General features: G+C 50.3%; 17 protein-coding genes and 1 rRNA gene. 6 read left to right on the forward strand and 12 right to left on the reverse strand.

The window, feature by feature from the left end:
• A 16S ribosomal RNA gene (locus D9A02_RS05035) occupies positions 1 to 218 on the reverse strand; the annotation flags it as partial.
• A 1,448-nt stretch (positions 219 to 1,666) separates the two neighbouring features.
• Between D9A02_RS05035 and D9A02_RS05040 the strand changes: the two genes are divergently transcribed.
• The 3 genes from D9A02_RS05040 (at position 1,667) to D9A02_RS05050 (ending at position 3,997) form a co-directional block, all read left to right on the forward strand.
• Positions 1,667 to 1,882 (forward strand): helix-turn-helix domain-containing protein, encoded by a 216-nt coding sequence (locus D9A02_RS05040; RefSeq protein ID WP_120499908.1) that lies wholly within the window; start codon positions 1,667 to 1,669, stop codon positions 1,880 to 1,882.
• Positions 1,883 to 2,076: 194 nt separating this feature from the next.
• Positions 2,077 to 3,036 (forward strand): DNA cytosine methyltransferase, encoded by a 960-nt coding sequence (locus D9A02_RS05045; protein ID WP_120499909.1) that lies wholly within the window; start codon positions 2,077 to 2,079, stop codon positions 3,034 to 3,036.
• Between the two features lie 64 nt (positions 3,037 to 3,100).
• The gene (locus tag D9A02_RS05050) at positions 3,101 to 3,997 is read left to right on the forward strand and encodes a NaeI family type II restriction endonuclease (RefSeq protein ID WP_120499910.1); all 897 of its coding nucleotides are present in this window, start codon (positions 3,101 to 3,103) and stop codon (positions 3,995 to 3,997) included.
• On the opposite strand, the gene D9A02_RS05055 is transcribed toward D9A02_RS05050, so the two are convergent.
• The gene (locus tag D9A02_RS05055; RefSeq protein ID WP_120499911.1) at positions 3,994 to 4,491 is read right to left on the reverse strand and encodes an N-carbamoyl-L-amino acid amidohydrolase; all 498 of its coding nucleotides are present in this window, start codon (positions 4,489 to 4,491) and stop codon (positions 3,994 to 3,996) included. The genes D9A02_RS05050 and D9A02_RS05055 overlap by 4 nt on opposite strands.
• 129 nt (positions 4,492 to 4,620) lie before the next feature.
• Here D9A02_RS05055 and D9A02_RS05060 point away from each other — a divergent pair, with 129 nt between their 5' ends.
• From D9A02_RS05060 to D9A02_RS05070, 3 genes are all read left to right on the forward strand, one after another.
• On the forward strand, positions 4,621 to 8,181 hold the full coding sequence (locus D9A02_RS05060; protein WP_120499912.1) for a protein kinase family protein: 3,561 nt from the start codon (positions 4,621 to 4,623) through the stop codon (positions 8,179 to 8,181).
• A gap of 72 nt (positions 8,182 to 8,253) precedes the next feature.
• The gene (locus tag D9A02_RS05065) at positions 8,254 to 9,210 is read left to right on the forward strand and encodes a hypothetical protein (RefSeq protein ID WP_120499913.1); all 957 of its coding nucleotides are present in this window, start codon (positions 8,254 to 8,256) and stop codon (positions 9,208 to 9,210) included.
• A gap of 7 nt (positions 9,211 to 9,217) precedes the next feature.
• Positions 9,218 to 10,042: a hypothetical protein gene (locus D9A02_RS05070; RefSeq protein WP_120499914.1), complete on the forward strand. Its 825-nt coding sequence runs from the start codon at positions 9,218 to 9,220 to the stop codon at positions 10,040 to 10,042.
• 815 nt (positions 10,043 to 10,857) lie between these two features.
• Here the strand turns inward: D9A02_RS05070 and D9A02_RS05080 are convergent.
• The 10 genes from D9A02_RS05080 to D9A02_RS05120 form a co-directional block, all read right to left on the reverse strand.
• Positions 10,858 to 11,382, reverse strand: coding sequence for a hypothetical protein (locus tag D9A02_RS05080; protein ID WP_120499916.1), 525 nt, complete (start codon positions 11,380 to 11,382; stop codon positions 10,858 to 10,860).
• Complete coding sequence (locus D9A02_RS05085; protein ID WP_254054554.1) at positions 11,382 to 11,981, reverse strand: metallophosphoesterase; 600 nt, start codon at positions 11,979 to 11,981, stop codon at positions 11,382 to 11,384. Before D9A02_RS05085 ends, D9A02_RS05080 begins: the two co-directional genes overlap by 1 nt.
• The gene (locus D9A02_RS05090; RefSeq protein WP_120499918.1) at positions 11,953 to 13,830 is read right to left on the reverse strand and encodes a TniQ family protein; all 1,878 of its coding nucleotides are present in this window, start codon (positions 13,828 to 13,830) and stop codon (positions 11,953 to 11,955) included. The genes D9A02_RS05085 and D9A02_RS05090 overlap by 29 nt, the downstream gene beginning before the upstream one ends.
• A complete protein-coding gene (locus D9A02_RS05095) occupies positions 13,827 to 14,834 on the reverse strand; it encodes a TniB family NTP-binding protein (protein ID WP_120499919.1) in 1,008 nt (335 codons plus the stop codon). Before D9A02_RS05095 ends, D9A02_RS05090 begins: the two co-directional genes overlap by 4 nt.
• Positions 14,834 to 16,918 carry a Mu transposase C-terminal domain-containing protein gene (locus tag D9A02_RS05100; protein ID WP_162932966.1) on the reverse strand — a complete coding sequence of 695 codons (2,085 nt, stop codon included), beginning with the start codon at positions 16,916 to 16,918 and terminating at the stop codon, positions 14,834 to 14,836. The genes D9A02_RS05095 and D9A02_RS05100 overlap by 1 nt, the downstream gene beginning before the upstream one ends.
• A 59-nt stretch (positions 16,919 to 16,977) precedes the next feature.
• Positions 16,978 to 17,676 (reverse strand): hypothetical protein, encoded by a 699-nt coding sequence (locus tag D9A02_RS05105; protein WP_120499921.1) that lies wholly within the window; start codon positions 17,674 to 17,676, stop codon positions 16,978 to 16,980.
• Positions 17,673 to 17,834 (reverse strand): hypothetical protein, encoded by a 162-nt coding sequence (locus D9A02_RS19145; RefSeq protein WP_162932967.1) that lies wholly within the window; start codon positions 17,832 to 17,834, stop codon positions 17,673 to 17,675. The genes D9A02_RS05105 and D9A02_RS19145 overlap by 4 nt, the downstream gene beginning before the upstream one ends.
• 177 nt (positions 17,835 to 18,011) lie before the next feature.
• Positions 18,012 to 18,257: a helix-turn-helix domain-containing protein gene (locus D9A02_RS05110; protein WP_120499922.1), complete on the reverse strand. Its 246-nt coding sequence runs from the start codon at positions 18,255 to 18,257 to the stop codon at positions 18,012 to 18,014.
• 428 nt (positions 18,258 to 18,685) lie between these two features.
• Positions 18,686 to 19,666: a hypothetical protein gene (locus tag D9A02_RS05115; RefSeq protein WP_216824949.1), complete on the reverse strand. Its 981-nt coding sequence runs from the start codon at positions 19,664 to 19,666 to the stop codon at positions 18,686 to 18,688.
• Positions 19,667 to 20,238: 572 nt separating this feature from the next.
• Complete coding sequence (locus tag D9A02_RS05120) at positions 20,239 to 22,620, reverse strand: hypothetical protein (protein ID WP_162932968.1); 2,382 nt, start codon at positions 22,618 to 22,620, stop codon at positions 20,239 to 20,241.
• Between the last annotated feature and the right edge of the window lie 621 nt (positions 22,621 to 23,241).

The raw sequence follows: 23,241 nt of genomic DNA on the forward strand, positions 1-23,241 counted from the left end.
TATCTAATCTAACGCGGGCTGATCCTTCTCCGATAAATCTTTCCCCCGAAGGGCGTATACGGTATTACTCTTCGTTTCCAAAGGCTATTCCGTAGAGAAGGGTACATTCCCACGCGTTACTAACCCGTCCGCCGCTCACCCCGAAGGGCGCGCTCGACTTGCATGTGTTAGGCCTGCCGCCAGCGTTCGTTCTGAGCCAGGATCAAACTCTCAAGTTGAAAAGCTGTTACCAGCTTAACCTTGACGTTCGAACCTCTGCACATATTGTTCCAACCGGCTGGTTGAAACGTCATATCCAGGTTCTTACTGAAAACCTGAATACGTCTCTGTTTGTTGTGCTTGAAGTTATCAAAGATAACAAAAAGCCGTCCAAACAGTGAAGCTGACTATCCATCATCGAATATGGCCGAAACCAAATTCTAGGTAGTTAGATATATGCACAGTAGTTGATCCATCGAATGAACCAAACCGCCCACATATCTCTTCAGATACTTGCGATTTCAAAGAGCGTGGACCCGAAGATCCAGAGACAAAATCTACACGAAGCACCGAATTCTTTCTGGTGCAACCTGCATCAATTCCCTCAAATTTTCCGCTTTCCTTCCCTCTAGAGCGTCGCTCCGTTGTTCCGTCTGGCGTCCCGTTGTGCGCCTCAGCGCCGCCGGTGAAGTGGGTTCTACGGTTAGTTACGCATACCCGCAACCCCTTTTTTACAAAAACTCACACTTTTTATCAAAAACAACGAAAATAAAACAATATCAATAACTTAACTCACACACCTTTTTGCCAACACAGCCAAAATCATCATCATCAACTACAACCAACATCCCTCAAAACACCACATCTTGCGTTATCAACAGACTTATCCACCATATCAACAAAGACTCACCTCAAAACCACCCAAGGAATCACAGTCAACATCTCAAACCAGAATCAATAATATAGAAAACACTTGGATTTCCTGATCGGGTTGAAGTGACACCAAGTTATGCATTCGCCGTAGGTTTTCTCTGCGGGCACGTGAATAGTGCTCAGTATCAATTGTCACGAATTCATCTGTTTCCTTTAGTGGAACGGCCGCATGGATCCGGGTCGGCCATCCGCCAACGACGCACGCCAATAACCTAAAGTCTCATGGAACCCACTATTCATCGCAATCTGTCAAATTTTCATGCCTGCACCTGTTTATGTTCTGGTGCGAGGTAATTATTCAATACGACCATAGGAATAGGCTGATTTCCAGTGAGGCGGCAGGTCCTTATGGGTGGTTTTTTACTGGGCATTTGTATATGGGCTTACGATATATCAAATCACCGATTGGCTCCTCTCCAGAAGCACTATCGGCCGTTTTCATTTGGGTATCTCCAGCTTTGAAATGTCCGACACATTCACATCGCAAGAAGCATGCCAAACATCATATGTACTCTACATGTCACAGCGTGTATTCGAAACTACAGTTCATCAATCTGCTGCCTGGGATGCACTCAATCTCCAAGAGACGAGCCTCAGCAATCTTCTGAAGTTCCGGGAACCGATCGGAGTCGGCATCAATCTTGCCATCAGGAAAGGCATCAAACACTTGGAATCTCCCTTAGAGGGTATCAGATCATCAAAATGATACGATAAGCCCGTAGACGATAAAACATCTTTCTTGCCTCAAAGGGATATGGGGCAAAAGTTCGCAGTTGGCGATTTTGGTCGCAATCTGCGCAAAGCACGCAAGGCGCGTGGCTTTTCACAAGAGGGGTTTGCCCATGCTATGGATTTGGACCGAACCTACATTGGCGGGATTGAACGCGGTGAACGCAATCCTGGACTGAAGGTAATCGTTCGGATCGCTGATGCGCTCGAGTTGGATGTGACTGAGTTGTTCAAGCATTAGATTTGCAAACGCACTTCTACAATGCTCCTAGTTCACACTATGCGCAGTTTCCGTATAAGCACTAAGTATACTTGAACATTGTATAAGCTCTCTACTCGCGATAAGAACATAATATGAACACACAGGTACCGAAGATCATGCCGTTGATTTGACCACCTACAACGTGTTGTATGTGCTAAAAGAAGGCGAGCAATATGCTGACATCTGTAGAACTATGCGCCGGCGCTGGCGGCCAAGCTCTTGGGCTTGAGAAAGCTGGGTTTTCCCACTCTGCTTTGGTTGAGATCGACAAGCACTGTTGCAACACGCTGCGCCACAACCGCCCAGAGTGGAATGTCCTCGAAGAGGACATACGTATTTTCAAAGAACGAGCAGCAGACTACAAAGGGATGGATCTGCTTGCCGGCGGCCTGCCTTGCCCACCTTTCTCCATCGCGGGTAAACAACTTGGAGAGAAAGACGAGCGCAATCTATTCAACGACGCAATAGACATTATCGATGCCGCCCGGCCACGTGCCGTTATGATTGAAAATGTGCGTGGCTTTTTGGGTGCCGTTTTTCACGACTACCGAGAGCGCCTTAAAAAACAACTCGACATGCTGGGCTATAAGACGGACTGGCGGCTTCTGAACGCATCTGATTTTGGCGTTCCCCAACTCCGACCACGTGTAGTCATTGTTGCAATCCCAAAAGAACGCGCGGATTTCTTCGACTGGCCAGAGCCGAAACCTCACAATCCTCCCACTGTCGGCGAAACACTACATGACCTTATGGCTGCCGGTGGCTGGCGCGGTGCAGATGACTGGGCCACGAAGGCGGACGAAATCGCGCCGACCATCGTAGGTGGATCTAAGAAGCATGGCGGCCCCGACCTTGGCCCTACCCGCGCACGCGCTGCATGGGCTACACTTGGTGTAGAGGGGAGAACCATAGCGCCCGAAGCACCAGATGCTTTCCACAATGGTATGCCACGCCTTACAGTTCCAATGGTGGCCCGCATACAGGGCTTTCCGGACGACTGGCATTTCACAGGGGCAAAGACAAACGCCTATCGCCAAGTCGGCAACGCTTTTCCGCCTCCAGTGGCACAAGCCGTTTCAGGTCAGATTGCTAAGGCATTGCGAAAGCGCGTGTTGCGAGCAGTAAGCGCTTAACCTTCCCTTATTGCCCCACCTGTGACAGCTTGCTGAGAAGCAACAGATTCTTGGCGGCAAGCACTTGAAAAAGAACATTCCAAACAGCATCGTCGTCGCGGGTCACCGCGACCACAATTTGCTGACGATGCTAGCAAGAGAGATTTCTATTCGCGCGGGCGGAGACGAGGGCTTAGCGGTGGGGTTTTCATCAATGCTGCGACGCTGCGTTGACGACGTGATTATGACTCCGAAGACAGGACGTCGTTCCTACGACGAACTGGAAAAGACCGAAAAAACCTACATCGGCACGCGAGTCGAAATTGAACTTCGCGCCATGTTGAACCTTCCCAAGGGCAAGCTGGATACCGTTATTCTTGGACACGATGTTGATATCAAGAACACGATGGGTAGCAATTGGATGATCCCAACCGAAGCGATAGACAACCCCTGCATTCTAGTCGCTGCCGATGAGGTGCAGGCGACATGCTACCTCGGCCTGTTCGTCGCACGTCCAGAATACCTAACACTTGGTCAAAACAAGGACTCTAAAAAGAGCGTTTCGGCATTAGGTTTTGCCAACATACTTTGGTTGCTGTTGGACCATCCCTATCCACCAAACTTCTGGCGCACAGTTCAGCCGGATGTGATCGAACGGATCTTTGCCGGCAAGTCAGGCAATCAACGAATGGCCAATCTGTTCCGTGAAGTGCAGAGGGAACCGATTACCCGCGATGTTGTGGAAGCCGTTGCACAGCAGCGAGACTTCATGCGGCGCATTCGTTCTGACAAGGGCAGAGGGACCCGCGACCATTTGGCTAAAGAAGGCATTCTACTGCTGTCGGGGCATTTTGACGCTCCCTTAATAACAGCGCTAGGGCTGCCGTATTGCTCAGGCAGTGAGTTCGTATCTCACCGCGTAGTTTCAGTTGACGAGGTCGAAGTCGCGGCCGAGCACGGTTTCATTCTTGATCAGTGTTAAGGGCTTAACCGAGCACCCAACCAGACACCAATGAGCCCGATCAATGCCACACCAACCGTCGTCAACATCGAAATCCACCATCGACTGTCACGCTGGTCTTCAAGAGCTTTACTATGAAGGGATATCGCGACATCAATTAGCATTTTCAGATCATTCTCTGAAAGTGGTGCACGGGTGATCCTCCGTTGGCCATCTGCTGAACGGCTGTCTCGTTCTTCACGAGTTACAAACTCGAGAGCGTCAACATCGAACAATTTAGGCTTTTGTCTTCTAAGGACCAAGGATGCCTTCGAGCCATCCGAACTGAACCGGAAAAACTCTGGGTGTTCCTTGAAAATCAAGTTCCATTTCGCGGCTTCAGCACTGTCGCCACAGATGCGTTCACTCCAAGAATCAACTCCAAGTTTATAAAATCGGTAGGTTCCAAGTGTTTGGATTGCCGAAATGACATCACTTAGCCTATCATTGCTGACGATATATGGTGATTTTGACACTAGAACCTCTAGATATTGGTGAAAATATTGGAAACTAAAAACAATTACCGCTGCTTTTCGTGTGGCTATTCCACAACTAGTCCAACAGAGATGAACACTCAATGCGAGTGTGGACGGCGCTTTGATTTCATGTTGGACGAGCCACCAGAGAAAATTGGTGACTACGTGGTTAGCAGATCGTTGTCGCGCGGATTCTACGGAGCTACCTATGTAGTTAAAAAGGGTCGGTTTGGGATCGAGCGAGCCCTCAAAGTTTCACCCAAATTCTTTTACGAAGATCGTTCGGTCTCCTTTGAAGACGAAGTGAACAACCATTTTCGAGCCTCCGAAGGCGCCGAATATATCGTTAAGATAACAGACGATCCATTTGAGGAGACAGTTGATTTCGGGGGCACTGCTATCGACTGCCATTGCACACAGATGGAATATGTCCCTGGATTTGTCCTAAGCGACATCTACAGCAAGAAGACTGAACTAACACCGGAAATGGCGGTGCAAATTTCTTGTGATCTGATCAGCATTCTAAGGGAACTCAAAAGGCGTGAGCTCAATCATAATGACCTTCACGCTGGAAACATTATTGTCGAGGAATTGCAGAAGAGCTCTCATCGGGCAGATGCCGTAGCCAGAGATATTAAAGCGAGGGCGATTGATCTTGGTTCAGTAGACTCCCAACGTAGAGAAGGTGGGAGATTTAAGAGTGATGTTCAGTGGATAGCACATCACTTGCTGGTTTTTTCGAAAATTCTTGCAGACGATAACCCGAAGAAGTCAGATTTAAGGGCTCGTGTCGGCTTCGTGTTGGGCCAACGAGCTTTGGAGCTAGGTACTCCGCAGGCCAAACAGGCAGATCAGTCGTTGGAGGACTTGATCCAGCAAATTCGCAGTTCATATCAGAACGCCAAGAAACGTTACTTTCGGGGTTGGAAAGTACCACTACAGCTTGTTGGGTTTGACGCTCACCGAAATGCTCAAACGCTTGAGTCTTGGTATGTCCCACAGCTTATGGTCGACCCCGGTGAACGTTGGTTGAAAGAAATCAACACTGGTGGTCCCGTCGTGATGACGGGCATGCGGGGATGCGGAAAAACCATGCTTCTCCGATCACTTGAGCTCCACGCAAGGATTATTGTGGCTCAGTCTCGATCAAAAGATATTGAGGAACAGAAAGCGGCTCTCATATCTGACGGGTACTTTGGTATTTTGGCTTCTGCACGGCATCTCGCGGATAGTTTGGGAGAACCTAACCAACTCCAAAAGGACACAGAGGCGGTTTCCAACTTCTTTGCTCGGCTTTTCCTGGTTTATGGCCGGAGGGTTTGTGACGCGCTAAATCATTTGGAAGAAACCTTTCCAGGGACTGTGGCAGATGATGCAGCAAATCGCGTCGCTGCGACGCTCTTCGGGCAAATTGGGCGTGAAAATCCTATCCCAATCACCGGTACTTTAGATGAGCTTCAAACCGTACTAGTTTTGGATGCTGAGCTCTGGTCGACAGACGCTTCGACGATCGAACTTGTAGCTGAGCCATGGGCCGCTTTTGTGCTTCTTGCCCAAAGTGTCCAAAGCGTTCTTATCGACCTAGAAGTGCCGCAAGTTGTCTTCTTGTTGGACGATGTTTCAACACGATACCTCCAACCAAGACAGATCGAGTTAGTTGTCTCGACACTTCTTGTTCAGGACCCTTCTTGCGCCTTCAAGATTACATCAGAGATGCAGACGTTCTTCCTATCTATCAAATCCCCAGCTCGGATTAATCAGGCCTCTGATGAGCGGGACTATTCTTCTTTTGACTTGGGATCGAAGGTTTTGGAGCAGCTTAAAACCAGAACCCAAGGAGCGCAATTTTTAGAGCAAATTCTTACGCTGCGAATGAAAGCAATTGGGGGGGAATTGGCTGATATGACACCTCGCGAATTGCTGGGTGATGAGGCTCTCAGTGAGGTTGCAAGTAAAATCTGCAAATTGTCAGCCTCCCAAACAACTTCAGGCACAGTTTACTATGGTTTTTCAGCTCTCAAAGGTGTCTGCATCGGCGATCTAGGAACGTCCATTGCACTTTTTCAAGAGATAGTGAATCGTGCAAAGGCCAACGAACTCCCAGTCCCAAAGGCAACCCAACACGAAGTATTCCAAGAGTTTTGTTCTAACCAATTATTCCAACTCAATAATCGCGATGGCAAGCAAAAGACAAGTTTCAGCCTGAAAAAAGTGGCTTTGGAATTTGCAGACGCATCGCATTCGGAGATGTTGAGCTCCTACCGAAACGAAAAGGATCGTTTACGCCAAATCACATCAATGAATGTGACACTCGACGAGGGGAATGCAGAACAGATTCAGAGACTGCTCGAATTAGTTGACGCAGGAGTATTCGCCCTCCACCCTCGGAAACTTTCCTCTAGAACTAAAAACCGTGGATCTGATCCAGTTCTACAATTTCAGTTATCTTTCCGCAAAATCCTTGGGATATCTAAATTAGTCGGCCTTTCCGATCGGGATCGGTTTGAACTAAATGGCCAGCAATTTCTGGAGTGGATGGACGGAGCAAATGGAGCGCTAAACTTACGAGCTCATACTAGGCGGTATCCAAAGGATGAGGATCCGAATGATGCTGTCACTGAAGCCACCTCGACAATTGACGTAGGGATTGATGATCGACCTGTTCAGGGCATCTTACCGCTTGTGGCGAAAGCTTCTCCTGAGGAGTTAAAGAAGCCTACATTTTCCATCCCGTCGGTTCGAGAAAAGAACCTAGTCGAAATCGGCGAGGTAGATAACCTGATAGTAAGTATCGGATTTGAGGACCGATGTTTGCCATCTGCTGAACGAATTGCAAGAGCGACTCGTCCTAAGCACATCGTCGCAGTCGAATATCCTATCGCAGGGAAGGCCAAAGAGACTGCAGACCTAGCCGCTGCGCTCGGTGCGACCTACCAGATAATCAAGTCAGAAGACGTCATCGAAGGTAGTGAGGTAATTCTTACTGGAAAAACGATAATCGATACCTCTGGATTGACCAAGCCGGTCATTTATAAACTCGTAAAGAGTGACTTTGCCGCTAAAGGTCAAATGATTGCTGCGATAACAGAACCGCTGGAGTTTTCCCCAACTGAGACAGACTTGAAAGCCGCCATCGGCGATGGAAAAGAGTTTCTTGGAGACGCAGGAGTTGAAAAACTGGCTGGCATCTTGAGTGGAGACACTTTGCCTTACTCGTTGTTTTTGGTCGAAGAACTGAGATCGGATCCCTCTCGAAATCGCAAGTTGTGTGCTTTTTCATCTGCCAAGCACGGTAGACTTATGCATCTTGTTGATGAGTTGTCCTATGACGAGATCGACGTCTTGGTTCAATCTGGGACAACGTACCGAAACGCAGTTGCAACGAAGGCAGCAAGTATCGCTACCGGTGGCGGTGAATTGGGTACAACAATTGCTTATTCAGCAGATGATCCTTCAGAAATCTTGAAGGCTATTTTTCAGAACCATTACAGCGCTTATCTGGTGCAAAATTCTAATTTTGAGGTAGCTCTGACCGGAGGAAAGCTGGAAACGATCATGTGTGGGGTAGCAGGGGCGTGCTTGCCACTGAATAAAGTGCTTTATGTCAAGCCGGCCGACTTTGAGACTGCCAACTTTTCTAACGGGTTGGGTGAAACCAAACTGTTCGAAATAAGTCGTTCTGAGCTGTGAACCGGCCCCCAAAACTCAGAGTAGAACGAATTGTAACCGTTCAAGTTCCCTTAGTGAAATCTGAGACAGCCGATGTATGACCCAATTGTAGTGGAGTTGGTCGAGCCAGGGTCTCGTCCCTGCTTTATCGGAGATCGTTCCAGTTGCCGATATTGCGGCACCACGGTTGCTAGCGATTTCGGGAAGAAGAAAAACGCTCACGCCTATCCTGTTGCTTTGGGTAACAAAACGCTGTTTTCATTGGATGAGTGTAAGGCCTGCAACAGTGTTTTCTCGGTATATGAAGATGCACTGACAAAGGCGATTGGTCCTTTTTTAACGCTTGGTGGGGTCAAGGGTAGGTCTGGTGTGCGTCAGACCGGGCGTAGTGATGGTAGGTCCAAGATACAGCATTCTGTCAGAGATGCCGGGCGTCATTTGCATGTGACATCACCCGGCACCCCACAGGACCTTGTTGGTCTTGATCAGGCAACCGGGTTGTTGTGTCTAGAAATGCCGATTGAGGGCGATAAGTTTGTCCCTCGATATGCCTATAAGGCGCTTCTGAAAATCGCTTTGTCGTTGCTGCCGAAAGGTGAGATTGGAAACTTTCGCAACGCTCTAACCTGCTTAGCATCAAAAGATGCTGTCCCACATGATGGTCTTTTACAGGTAGGGTTTTCATATGCTTATATCGGGAACGCTCCACCAACCTTGGGGGGCTGCTTGTTGCGTCGCATAGATGATATGTCGCCCGCGCCTCACACTGTTTTCCTCTTTATGGCCGGTTCGGTCTGTTTTCAAATCTGGGTTCGCTCGGACGACTTTGATAGTCTAGCACCGGATGATGTTCGTCTCTCTACTCAGTGGACGTCTCAGTTGCCGAAGCCGGAGGGGGGATACCATCCTATTCAGTACAGCCAGCCGTTGCAGTTCGACTGGTTCACTCTACAGTCGCAGTTGCAGCCTTTCGAAGCATTCGAATTGATTTTCAATCCAGATACAACGGAAGCGAATTTCAGACCGGTCGCGCGGCAGTCTGAGGGGTAACGCAGTAATGACAACCACGACAGCGTGGCTCTCAGTGTCAGCGACCGGCACCAGGACTTTCTACTTGGGGGCTGATAGTCAAGGTACTTCACTTCAGACCGGTCAGGCCGTGTCGTTGCGCGAAAAAAAGGTATTTAACAGTGCTTCCACTCCTGAAATTTTTGCCCTCTCAGGCGATCTCCACTGGGGAAGCTCTTTTCTGCGTCGACTACTGATCGAAATTGACCGAGGCTTAATTGGGTCAACGATAGGCACCAGAGGGCGGGCCAAAGAGTTTTGTAGATTGTCTTGCGCCAGCCCGCCACTAGTTCCGATTTGCGAGCTCGAAATCCTGTACGGTGTGCGGGACGATGCAAACAATTCGGCAGATTTTCGGATTTATCGACTGCATCATACTGGAAGTACGAGTTCTAGTTGGCAAGTGAACCAGGTCGGCGTGAGAGAGTTGGGCAGCGATATGTCGGCGCTTGTGTACAACTCGGGTCTAGGTGGTTCCGCAAATAAGAAGCGACAAAAATGGATTTCCGATGGGGATCAAGGAAATGTGGCACGGACTTGTTTTTGGTCACTTTGCGATTTGGTCAACGGAATACCTTCAAAGTCGTTCATGACTGGCGGTCATCCACAGCTCTTAAAACTGGACCAACATGGTTTTGGCAAAGTGATCGGCGTAAAGTTCAATGGCGTCCCCACGGTCTACGGAAGGCGCACTACCGCACCTCAGAGTTTTGCGGACTACTGGGTTGATGAGAATTTCACCCAGTTAGATCCAAAAACCTTGGAAAAATACAAACAAGGGCAGAGATACGGTCGAGGTCCCCAAGGGCGATAAAGGTTAGTCAGAAACTGGCAAACCGTCTGATCGGCAAGTACGTTACTCTATCCAGTTGAACCACTGGGTCATCCATTTGAGCGATAAACACAAAATAGATGAATCTGCCTGAGCAGAATCACTCAAGGTTAAGGGGAATACACACCAATTGACCTGTAGTTGATGAAACGTTCGCTTCACCAGAGTGCAGTGATCAGCTGCTCTATCACTCAAAAAAAGGAAAAAACTGTGTCGTAAAGGAACGATCACATGTCATTCGTCAATTGTGAAATGTCATGAGACCTTTCCTCTGATTTTAGCTAAGTCTCTGTTTTCATTATGCAGGGTCATCATGCTGCGACAACTGTTTTTCCTTTATCGACACTACTTTTTTCCTTTGTTTGGGACGAAAAAAGCTGGCGACCGCGAAGTCGCCAGCTCACTACCAGTAATATTCATGCGGCTTGTGATCGTCGGGCCAAATCAGACCGTCAGTGTCCGCACCATTCAGAACTTCTTTTTCAAGCCGTTTTGTTTGATGCCGTCTTGGTCGGGTATGGCATATTTTATCGTGCCACCGTGGCCAATTGTTGAGCCAAAACGGTAACTCAGGTTTTATCCCGAGCCGATGTTCGAGACCGCGCGCTGAATAGGTTCCGCTGACAGCTGTGCGCGGTCGCTTTCTCTTAAAGTGAGCCATTTTTCAGGCCTTTCATGTAGTTGATTTACTACATGGCACCCTCCATCGATTTGGGTTTTGCGCGTTCGCGTCAAGGTCAGGAACGCGAGCATTAGAAGACTAAGACCGCTTCTATAGCTGTTGGTTCGGCCCAGTACTAGCGTTCTATCCGGTCAGATATTTCATGGCTCAGCGTGCTGAACCCATCAATGAGAAGGATTGTTCCTCGAGCGAATGCAGCAAGGCCCATCATCATAAAATAGGCGATTACAGCCAGAGCACACCCACGTACGATCCATACAATGAATTTCTGCCTGGCAGTAACTGCAGGGTTTTGACGTTCGTGTGTTCCGACTGTCATCGTAACAAACGTGGTGACAGAAACAGCCAAGATTGCGGCTAGAATACCAATTGTCATGGCGATCAGCGCCATCATCAGCTGCTGGGATTCCGGATAATCTCGTGCGTCATAAATAAATCGCATGGCGAAACCCAAGCCAGTGGATAGTGCGAGAAAAATTGTCGTCGCTGTTACGATCTCAAATTTGTACTTAACTGACATTTTATCGTTTCCTATTGATCTTTTTCGTTCGAGATTTTTGCGGATGGCAAGCTCGCGATACCTAGTTTTCATGCGGCGCGTCGGTTGGCGACGCCGATGCTGAAATTGTTGTTTGTTCATCATTTCAGCTCCTTCGCGTTGTGTTCAACATCCTGCCAATGCTTATTCACAGGCAAAGATTTGGCACGACGCGCGATATCTTCGAACCGAACCGGCATGAAATCCCAAACATCGACGCCGACGTTGACGCTGTTGCGAGAACCCCTCCAGTTATTGTGAACATGACCGAAGATCTGAAGTGCATCACGGCGGGCGTGGTTCCACGTGATCATTGGGTAGTGGCACAGCGTGTGCGCCTGGTTTTTGGGGCCGTCCCTGACTTCAACGAGGTGCGAAATGCTGTCCCATGGCAGTTCCAGCGTTGGCTCTAAATCATGATTGCCGATGATCAAATGTTTGCGCGCACCTGGGAGCTGACCGAATAGCATGTTGAGATATTCTGGCTCTTTTGATTTTGGGCCGAAAGCAAAATCACCCACGATCCAAAGGTCATCGTCCGGGCCGACCTTGGACCAGAGGTTTTCTGTCAGCACGGTGTCCATGTGCCCGGCGCTGCGGAACGGGCGGCCACAGAACGGGATGACGTTCTCATGCCCGAAATGCGTGTCTGCTGTGTACCAATTCGTCATCTTAAATACTCCCTTTGGATGCAGGTTCATCCATTATCCAGCCGCTGTCACACAGGACGCCCGCCAGATGTTTCCGTTCATAGATTTTGCTAAATCGAGGTGCCAGCTGGATTGGGTCGATCTTCAGCCGTTCTAACCTCGAAGATACGTGCTTTGCTTGCGTTCCAACCTGATTGGCCAAAATTCCCAATGTGACATAGCGTTCGAGAAACGCATCATGGGCCTCTGTCGGAATGATCGACATTGGCCGACGAGAGCGAGGGTGGCGCGTCTCGCAAGCCCTGATGTACCTCTCGTTCACAAGGTATGTGATTGTAGGGTCATTGACACGCAACACCCGTTTGAGCTGTTGCTTTGTGTAACCCTCCAACGGTGGCCCCTCAAAAAGATCTAAGATCTCTTCCAGGTCGACCGCCAGCGATGCCAACCCCACAGTTCCCCGCATTTTGCCAAGCCATTTGATGGTGCCATCAAGGATGAGAGGAACAACTTGCTCAACAGTCACTTTGGCTTTGTTGCACGCGACGCCGAGTTCCATGCAGCTCCCTGCCAGCTCGTCCACGGCCTCAGCTCGGTCGAGAAACAGGGCCAACACCCCATCGAGGTGGTCCGGTTTGTACAGCCCTTTCAAACCATCAAACGCGGCGACCGGTTGCACCACACCAATCTTGCGTAATCGGTCAAACAGGGGGCGATTGACATTCAGGTATGCCGCAGCCTCGATACGATCAATGACATCAACCACCTCGCGAATGCGGGTTTCGCTTTCTTCTGCTGGAAAGTACCCCAAGTCCTCCGGGCTGGGCTTGCCGGTCTGTTTCCCACTAGCGAAGCCAAATCCGCCAAGAAAGCTCTTCAGGCGATTAGGATCCATTTCGAATTGGTTCGCGATCGTGGCAAATGAATGCAAATGGCGTTTTGGGCATTCCTCCCCCAAAATGACCTCACCTCGCCCAATCGGATAATTGCGAAAAACATATTGTCGGTAGACCGTGCGGATGGGTTCGTACCGATCATCGTGGGACATGCGTTCTAACCATCGCGCGAAGTGACCAAAGTCAGTGTAGTGTCCGGCTCGGGAACCGGTCGAACTGTCTTGAATGGACCTCAAGGCAGCGTTGATGCCGTCGCCACCTTTAGTGATAGCCGCAAATCCGGCGGCACCTGCTTCAGCTAGTTCTTCATCTGTCGACTTTGCAAAAGACGCCTTGGGCCCATAGATAGCCGCCAATCCAAGCATTTCAGACGTTTTTGCGATGACCTCAAGCGGGAACTCATCAAGCGCTGGGTCTCTAGTTGCACCGTCCAATCGACCATCCAAGTAGCGTTCGAACTTGGATGGTGTTCTAACCTGACCGTCCCGTGCGGCGTCTTCAATGATGTCCCAATGATCGCGGATGCGCGCAAAGGTGTCATGCATATCACGCGGAAACTCGGCATCAGGCAAGTCAACCAAGACCGTATTGTGCTGATGGCAGGTACGGATTGATGAAATGTGCCAATAGATACGGGTATATGGCCCAAACTGCCCATGCTTTTCGCGATCAGCCAGCAGGCAGTGCGGGCAAACGCGCAACCTGCCGCGAAGAAATTGGCGACTGGAAACCGTTTCTCCAGCGACCCGAAAGCTCTTGTGATCATCTAAGCCGAAAACGAGCTCGCTCCTGTACCGGTCCAGATGTTCGCGCGGGACGCCTGACAATTCTGAGACATGATCGATCTCTTCGGACACCCCCTTGGCGAGACCTTTCCAATTTATGACCATGTCTTGGGCAAAGTCCTGAGCGTACTGGCTGCCATTAAAGGCAGCCAGATTTGAAACCAACGACGTTATGGTTTGCGCAGGACGAAGCGGGAGGGTTAATCCAAGTCGCATCATGCAGCCCTCCGGCGGTTCTTCGCATGGGGCGTCAATAGATCGACTTCTTCGTCGGGCGTCGCCAGTAGCGCCCGCGCATCCACGGCGCGGTAGTCGTCACACAGGAACGGATTCAGGTCATCGACGCAGCCAGATCGGCGTCGAAACGCTGCCGCAAAGTCGCGCAGGCCGAGCGGTGAATGATCTTCCAGCAGGGCCTCTTCTATCGCCGCGATGATGAGTTCAATGACCAAACCAAGTTCACCTGCACCCGCATGTATAAGGCGCTTTGTGAACTCCGCACTGTACGTGCCATCTGCGATCGGCAACTGTGCCGCATCGAGATATTGGGCCACAATCTCCGGCAAAATATTGCCGTGACTTGTGAAGCTGATCGGAGCCAAGTGAATTGGAACGAACCGCCGTGATAGCTGCGGATCCAGGTGAAGAAGATCTATCAGCGATGGCATCCCGCTCAACACAATGCCTGATGGCCAAAGCCGGTTCTGCATCAGGGACTTCAGTGTATTCACGACCGATTGCATCTCGCGCTCATTACGATTGATATGAAGATCCTGCGCCTCATCCAAATGCAGAAACAGCGTCTGGCGCTGTTCAAGGTGCCCCTGCAGTAGCTCCCAGATAATGCCAGCGGTGCGCTCGCGCCGGAGGGGGTATCCAAGCGCATTGAGACAGGACAGCCCCACGTGTTTGAGAGTCGCAGGCGACGGCACCGATAGGCTGACTACGTCTGCCCTAACTTTGCCGGGCGTCAGAAGTTGCAGATCGGGGTGTCGGTTGAATAGGTGCGATATCGCTGTGGATTTGCCCGATCCCGAATTGCCAATCAGGACGATCCCGCGTGCTTCGCTGGAGCGCCCTGCTTCCAGTTCGGCCCTGCGCCGGTAGAGTAAAAGGTCGAATTGGTACTGGAGGTCAGCAAAGTGCGTGTTTGGCACGAATTTCGCACAAAGATCTGAAATTACTCGGCCTGTGGCGATCGCTTTTTCTTTGTTCAGTGACATTATTTGTCCTCCAGTTTCAGAGTTGGATTTGCAGTGGGTTGGGTGGTGTCGATTGGGTCGTCGCTGCCTTCTTTTTCGGGTTGAGGCGGGACGTTACTGCTCTTGAGCGCGGTCCCCGTCTCAAAACGCTGCCCCATAAGTTCTGGTTCGCCCGACGGCGAACCGATGTCTGGTCGTGGTTTGAATGTGGTCCCGTGAAACAGGTCACCCTGTAGTTTGAGGACTTGTTCCTTTGTGAGGTCGTGTGGACCGACGCCCGCGCGCAATGCAGCACTGTGGCAGATGGCATCGATGTTCTTTAAGGCCCGTTCGCGAAGCTCACTCGACAGCTCACTTTTTGCCTTGTTGTGAGTTCGAATTTCACGAAATTCGGCAACCCAATTGGCCAAATGAACACCATCAAGGTCGCAATCCAAGGAATCTGCTGTGACCCAAGTGTCCCCGATCAGAATGGAAATCGCACCAATATCGTGCGGATCGACTTTGATCCGCATTTGGCGATTTGCATGAGAATGCCAGTACTCTTGGAGCTCCGGGCACGTGTAGTGGTTTCCAAACACAACGATGCCGCGTTTCGAGAGTTTCCGCTGCATGCTGATACCAACGGCTGACCGGATCGTGTGGCGGTCTGGCGGCGCGTTAACGAAGTACTTCTTCTCTAGCTCTTCCCAACAATCGGCAGGAGATTGAAAGTCCAAACCGGTGTGTTGGTGATGATGATAGAAATCCACAAAGAAGATCGTTAGAATCCGGGTAAGATCGTCATCGTCGAGAATGGCGCGACCTTCGGAATCATAGTCGCCACGTGCTGATGGTTTGTGGAATGCGCGACCAAATATCCGTATCAGCAGCTTTGAATTTAGCGTACCAAACACGCGCTCGATTTCAGCACGCAGCTCGGGCACCTTCACAGTTGGAAAAAACATCGTGCCACCAAGCGCGGTGACAGCAGAAATGAACTCGTCACTAGCGAAGGCGGATCCGGTGTCGCATGCGACGGTTCCAAGACCACCAAAGAATGGCCACGGCGACTCCGCACCCATCGCCTTGGCGATGTCCGTCTTGTCGCGAACCACCATCCTCAAGAGTTTGATGGCTTCTTCTGCCGACGGATTCTTGGCAACACGAATGCCAAGTATGACGCGCGACCGGGTATCGATCGCGCAACAAAACCATCGCCTCCCATGTGGCAAAGATTTCTTCACGTGGTCTGGAAGGCAGTCGTAGATGCCCAATTTACTGAAGTACGTGATCAGATCCATTTCACATTCATCGAATTCGATCCGATCAATGAGGAACTGTTTCGCAATTCCCCCGGCGGAAAGGGCAAACTCCTTCCGTGCTGCAGGGACACCATGGAAAATCGCATAGAGTTCAGCCTGGTTCATGCTCGAGATGCGTCTTTCAACGGTGCGTTGAGAGGGAACCCCTAGCGGCGCAACTCCCTCATCCGCTCGTTCTAAGTTTAGCTTAATGAGCCGCTTGATGACCTCTCGAGCAATCTCCGCCTTGTTGTTCATCTCTCGGCTTGCGATTTCACGGATCAACCGCAGAACAATGACTTCGGTCTCTTCGTCAAACTTTGCACCAACTTTGGTTGCGCGATACCAACCGGGCGCAAGGCTCAGCAGATTGTAGCCAAACCTCCGGAGCGTGGAGAACTTGGTCCGTATGGTTTTTGGGCACGGTAGCTCGCGTGTGTTCATATCCGTGAACCCCTGAATCTTGACGCCGATATTGTGACGTTTTGATTCAATTTCGTTCATCTTGGCTTGCAGCGCCGCCTTGCCTAAACCGATGCTGGCATCTGTCAGAGATATTTCTCCTGCGTCGTACATCGCCTTCAACGCCATGCAGATGACGAAGTACCAAATGGTCTTTTTACGGGAATGATCAGACAGGTGATCCAAGGTCAAAGCTGGCATGGATGTCGCAAGCTTTGTTTGGCTGAGGTCGTAGTAGTCCCGATCATACCGCCACTGAGATGACTTCTGAAACTCGGCCAATTGTTCGTAGGTGTAGTGTTCTACGCCACCCTTTCCACCTTCTCTCAGCCAACTGGTTGTTGTCTCATCCTGACCCAAGAATCTGCAATGGGGCGGATACCCAATGAATGCGCGATCATTTGTTGTAAATCGTTGTTTCAGCATGACATAGCACCCCGCTTAACAGCAGTCGGGTAGTCGATGAGACCACCTTTCACCTGGACAAGATCGCCTCTGAAAATCGCGCAGACAGCAGCGCGATATGCGCGACCGGCCAATCCAGTTTGCTCTACGATGTCACCGACGGTGGTGGGTTCAGTCAGCGCTTGAATTTGCTCAGCAACTGCGACGTCTGCTTCAGCATCGGGGGATTTTGAGAACTGATGGAAACGGGACGCGTTAACTGCGTCATAGCGATGGAAGCCAGCATCCGTGAACAAACACACTTCGTCCGCGAAAGACTTGGGTGTCTGCGATGCGATGAGCGCGATCTCGGAATCGAAGCGTCTTCTTTGAACGAGTTCGAAAGGTTTCACGGCATAAGCGGTCGTGGAACCGTCCATCCATGTGATCAGGAAGTCGAAGAAGTGCTGAGCGCTTTTGCCGTTGTCCCGTACAAACGGTACTGCCGGAGGTTGTTCCCAGATGTCATAGACATTGCCCTGCGCCAGGATCAACTGGATGAACATCAGCTCAAGGTAGCTTTCAAAGACGATCCGCCTCCACCACTGTTCGGATGCAAGCCAAACCGGGATGAAGCCTCGACAGCTCGTGTGCGATCGCATTGCGATCTTGCGGGTTGAAATGCTGGGGAGCGGCTCGCGGTAACCAGTGCTGTTTAAGAGGGGATGCATCATGACTGCACCTCATCGAAACACGACGTTGGTTGGAGGTAGTCCCAGATTTCGCGGTCAGTAAGAATCGGATCCGGCAGCACGGCCAGATCAAGCAGTTGTTGAAAGTCGCAATCATGGATTGCTTGCGCATCGCGCAGCATTTTTGGTTCTGTAAACATGGTAATCCCAGTTCAGTAGATTTTGTTGAAAGAAACGCTCCGCGCACGCCCCAAGGGACTGCGAAAAGCTTGACTTCTTGACTGAAATGGGAGACCTTCTGACTAGACTAGGTGGTCAGAAATGATCTCCACGAGGGCCTGTTGTGTTCGTAGCACTCAGGCCTTCGTCAGTTCAGCTTATGCTTTCTTTGAAGAGCGCAAAGCTTTTCCCTCCTCGTATCGTTCCGGAAATAGTGTTTCGGCTGGGACGTTGAGTGCTTTAGCCAAAGACTTTTGCACGCGATCCGAGTAAAAATGACCTTGGCTGCAGGCGGTAAAGCTGGAACGGCTCATTTTTTCGGTTTCCGCCAGCATAGCAAACGTTAGTCCGAGCTTCATAAGTGCAAACCGGATTTCCGCATGTCTTTCGAGATTCAAAGCCAAGTTTATGGTACCCTCTGATTCAATTAACCCTCCAGCTTCACATCGAGGTATTTCCTCAATGACAGTCGGAATGATTCGCTATCAACATCGACTGAACCAATTCAGTTTTCAACCCTGATAGATGAAGAAAATCCCACCTAAACATTTGAAAACAAATAATTTTTGCTAACACTTCAATGTTAGAAATCACTCACAACTTCGCTAACACTGCGGTTTTTGACTGAGTTTTCTATAGCTTAGAAAGCAATGCTTGGGCTCAAAAGGCGACAGAAAATATCTAAGAAATCGATCAGAAATGGGCTGAAATTTCTATTGGGCCGAGTGGACGGAGGGACGGATAGCGTCCAGTAGTCCGTTACGCCAACCTGATAACATCAATGATAGGCGGAATTAGAAAATGAATTTTGAGCTTAACAACGGCTGATATCTCATTCGTAGGGCAACTCACCGAAAAGCCCAATCATCAGATCTCCGTCATAAAATGAAAAATCAATTTCGACAAATTGATCTGGATGGCGCGGCAAGGCCCGCCCATCGTTCGGCCCGTTTTTGGTGTGTCCGCAAACGTGTTCACCACTTTCCTTTATGTAAGGGAGGACGACTAAACGCCCATGGTTTTTGGAAAGAATGGTGCCCTCTTTCCATATAGTTTGACCGCCCCGTGCTTGAGAGGCTGATATTTCCTTGATCAGCCAACCGATCTCATCACCCTCGTACCAAAACACAATCCCGTTAGAAACCAGCACGCGTTCCCCGCGTTCAAGCGCGTCGGCAAGCAAACGTTGGACGCTCGCAAGTTGGAGCAGCTGATTGGCTCGCGGGAGAAGGATTTCGCGAATTTTCGCCTTGGTTTTTCCCCAGTGTGCGGTCGCACTAATATCAAACCCGTTGGCTATTTTTGCGCGTTCCGCAATCATTGCTGCTCTCTCACCTGCAAAATATGGTTTCGACCAGACATCATCGGGGCCAAGATAGAGCAAATCATGAGACCAGCGATTATTGACCCTGCCAACTTTGACAACTTTGAGGTAGGGCATCGCAGCAAGCTGATCACAGATATCATGTCGATGGCGCTCGGATTCCGGTGCGATCTTCAGAGACGAAGCATCAGGTCTATCGTCATCAGCATGACGACGTATCGCTTCTTGTAGCATCAACGATTCTTCGGCTTGCAAACGCTGTTTTGCCTGTAGCGTCTTATCAATCTTGAGTTCTAAAGACCTCTTGAGACCGTCGTCTATGGTGCGTGCAGAAAGCACATTGCGCAAGGACGTATTCAGCGTCTCAGCAGCGGAAACTGCAGAATCCTGATCAGGGTAGTGATCGGCAAAAACCATGTCATCATTCCCAGGAATTAACCGATCGCGCCATGTAGGCGACTGGTCACCGTTATCGACCAACTCCTGCATGAACCAGCGCTCGTGCAACGGACGGTAACGCGGCCATACAGCTAGGATGACGTCGGAAGAGCGATTAAGATCTGACCATTTCAACGGAGACAAGCCCTTCATCCAAGAGGCCGCATTACACAGCCCAGATTTTCTCCTATTTATACAAATTGTGTATCGGTGACCATGGGCCAATCCGTCTTATGACGAACAAGCTGGATATCCCCCTGACAGATCGGGCTTTGGCCCGAGCGTGGTCTCGACGTCTGAAAGCCTGCTCATTCCAACAAGGATGAACACCTGTTCCAATTGAGCTTGAACGTTCACACCGAACTAGACTGGACGTTCAACCATCTCATTATGCGTTCGACCTAGCTTTGGCCAGAAGCGCGTAGACCTCAAATATCGCAGCGTTTCTGGCCAAAGCGGTCCATGGAATGCGACTTTCACTACAAAGTAAAATCGAGGACCTCTTCAGCTCACACTTTGCGGGACGAAGTGCCCTTTCACGGCAGGCGCGCTTAAGTGTCATCAAATTTACAACGCATGCAATGTAACAGGCGAGGATGGAAGGTCACCGACGGCGTCATTCATCAAAGAGGCAGCAATAGCATTATCGTTCTGATTAAACCGAATTGAACGCTAGTCGGTCGCCCGCCATCTGCAAATATTAATCCGGATCTTGTAGCGGGAGCGACCCCAACCGTCCCTGCGTACATCGCTATCGGTATCTTTTGAGAGTCGAGCTGATAAGGCGCTCCTGGAACCCAAGCTACCATGCGCGACACCCCTACGAATGATGGCTTTCTCTCTGTAGGCAAAGCCTCAGAAACCTGTACTGCCCCTTGGGTTATGAATATAACGTAGCCGGCACCAATCGCGTGTGGACGTCTAATACGGCTTGCCATCAGATCAGTGGTTCGGAAACCCCATTTAACTTTGAGGCGAACGCTTGACGTCATTCCGATAAATGAAGATGTGTTAAAGGCCAATTCTTCTCCATCCTCGAGACGTATGGCGATCAAACGCCAGTTGTTGAGGCTGGAGATCTTAACTTCGTCGACGCCATCAGTCTTGTAACGGTTCAGAATGTGATTGGGTATTTTGGTAATAGGCCAAGACAGCAGACGAGAAATGAACAAACCGATTGACGGGATAGGTTGGAAGATGTGCGACTGTGCGCCTTGCAAAGAAGCCGATTTGGCGAGGCAGTAGGTTTCGCCACCTGGAATTCGAAGTATGCCCTCATGGTCAGAATAGGTGATGCGGTCAGTAAACGGTTCAGACGGGACGCTACGGGGTAGTTCTGCCCTTTGACCAAGCCGCTCGTTAATACCGTCCTGATGATGAATGACTCTAATAAGGATGTATCCAAGGGTTTTTAGGACGGCAATCGAGAGACAGAAAGCAGCTAGAAACCGAAGGACTTCGTTTATGCGAAAGACCGTCCATGCTAGGCGATCGAGCCTTACGATCGACGCGTCTATCACACCCTTAATTTCGGCTCGGGCGGCAGCTCTGACCTCTTCGGCGCTTTGGTTAGCGACAGAGCTAGCAGACTGGAGTATGTCTTCGACGGCCTTGGCGGTACTGCTGCGAGAGCCGTCGTAGACTGCGCGGGCTCGATGCTTACCCCAGTTCTTCCCGTGGCACATCACATTGAAGAAATTGCAACCTGTCTCGATGTCGAAGATGGGGCTAACATACGTGCACTCTGTCTCCAGACAGCGACTACGAGCCAATTGGTGGGGAAGCGTATCGTCAACGACCCGATTTGCCGTGATCTGTGCCCAATCTGCGGTCGAAAGTGTCTCGTCAGTCAGCTCATCAACTGCGTTCAATACGTTGGCCTGAGCCGCGTTGAAGTGCGATCGGATTGAGCGTTGGACATCTTGCTCAAGGCGTCTCTGAATGCAGGTAGTGTCGTAGCCGGTCGCTGTATGAAGAAGTCTATTCTCTGGCTCGCACTCCAAGCCTGTTTGAAACACGTCCACGTTCTGTCGATATAGAAAGTCCATTGCATGCTTATCAAGTGAGTTTGAAAGGATCAGACCGCCGACCAGAAGTGCGCCAGGAAAAGTCCAATAAGCTAGAGTGGTCGTCCCAACCCGGACCCGTTCTTGGCGGGTGAGAACATGCCAAAGCTCCGCGTTGTGCAGCAGAAAAAGCCTCAAAGCGTACAGAATGAGAAGAACAGAAAATGCGGCGACCGCGTTCATCACTATGAACGAGAGCGCAAGTTGTGAGGGAGGCACAGACATTAGAGGCAGACCGATGCCTAGGCATAACAAAAGAAAGGTTGTACCAAGAATCTGCGAACCGGCCGGTGTGAACACGACTGCAAGAACTGCGATTGTGAACGAGAGGATCGCTATGATTGCATTCAAAGTAGCAGTTTCGGACTGGATGTAGGCTAAACTGACGACGACTTGTCGCGAGCGTTCGGCTCTTTCCGACTCGGCACTCGATGCCTGAGACTGAGTCGCCTCCGCGCCTAACCGTGCGTTCAAATTGCTAATCTCATCCTGGGTAACGGCGATCGCCCGTTCTGTCGAAACCTTAGTCTGCTCCTTTCGCTCGAAGCAGGCATTTATTGCTCTATTTTCTGCGCGGCTGGGTGAGCTATCTGCGTCGAGTTCCAGTTTAGGACGCAGGCCCTGAAAGAACGGGACGTTCAAGCAATCCTCGATCTCAAGACTGAGAAGACGACCATTTAGCTCAACCAAGCGTTCCTCGGCCACGGCGATCTCGGAATTGGTTGCTTCAATCTGGCTTTCCCATAAGGCAGCATTGTTTGAAGCTTGGAAGGCGAGGAAGACGTCTAGCCCAGTCGCGTCGAATAGCAGACCTCCAATGCCTGGTAGCAGACCCGATGGCACTTCGGATGGCTGTACCGGATCGCCGAGATCGCCTTCCAGCGCCTCAACTGCAGCTTTTTCAAGCGCCAACTCGCGCGACAATAGCGATGTATCCATGTTCAGGCTATCTGTAGGCCATACCGCGAATAGTATTGCTGGCAGCGAGAAAAGGAGTCGCGAAGGGCGAGAAGATAAAAGAGCTCCAACAATGCCGAGGACAGCCGCACTAGCCCAGATGAGCCGTAAGGCCGGTGAGAGAGCCCAATCGCTCCATTGGTTTGATAAGTGCCAGGCTTGCGGCAACCCGGGAAAGTTTGTGGTGAGCAAAAGCGTGGCCAGTACGCTGCCCAAAGCGAGAGATGGTAGAAACATAAGAATGGAACGTCTTGTCATAAAAAAATGAAAGTAATTTGAGGAGACTATGTCAACTGCTTTGGAGCTTGTGCGATCAGTTAATAAAGACATACCGATGCAATCTCACCAGTGTTAGTGGGCAGCAATTAGTTACCTCTACCCGTCGTGCTGCACTGCCGCCAGTCATTCCAAACATTCGCACATCGTGCAGCAATTCCTTATCCGCAGGACTACGACGAGCGACTACCGCTCTCAGAATTTCCAAGATTATCATAAAGATTTACTGGGTTAATGCGGGTCGTTTTGGCACTGAACACTGGTACTTCGTCGCCGATCACCAAAGCCTGTCTATTGAGCTTTTTTGTTCTGAGCAGGGCAAAGTGA

The organism is Roseovarius sp. EL26 (assembly GCF_900327775.1).
Taxonomy (GTDB): domain Bacteria; phylum Pseudomonadota; class Alphaproteobacteria; order Rhodobacterales; family Rhodobacteraceae; genus Roseovarius.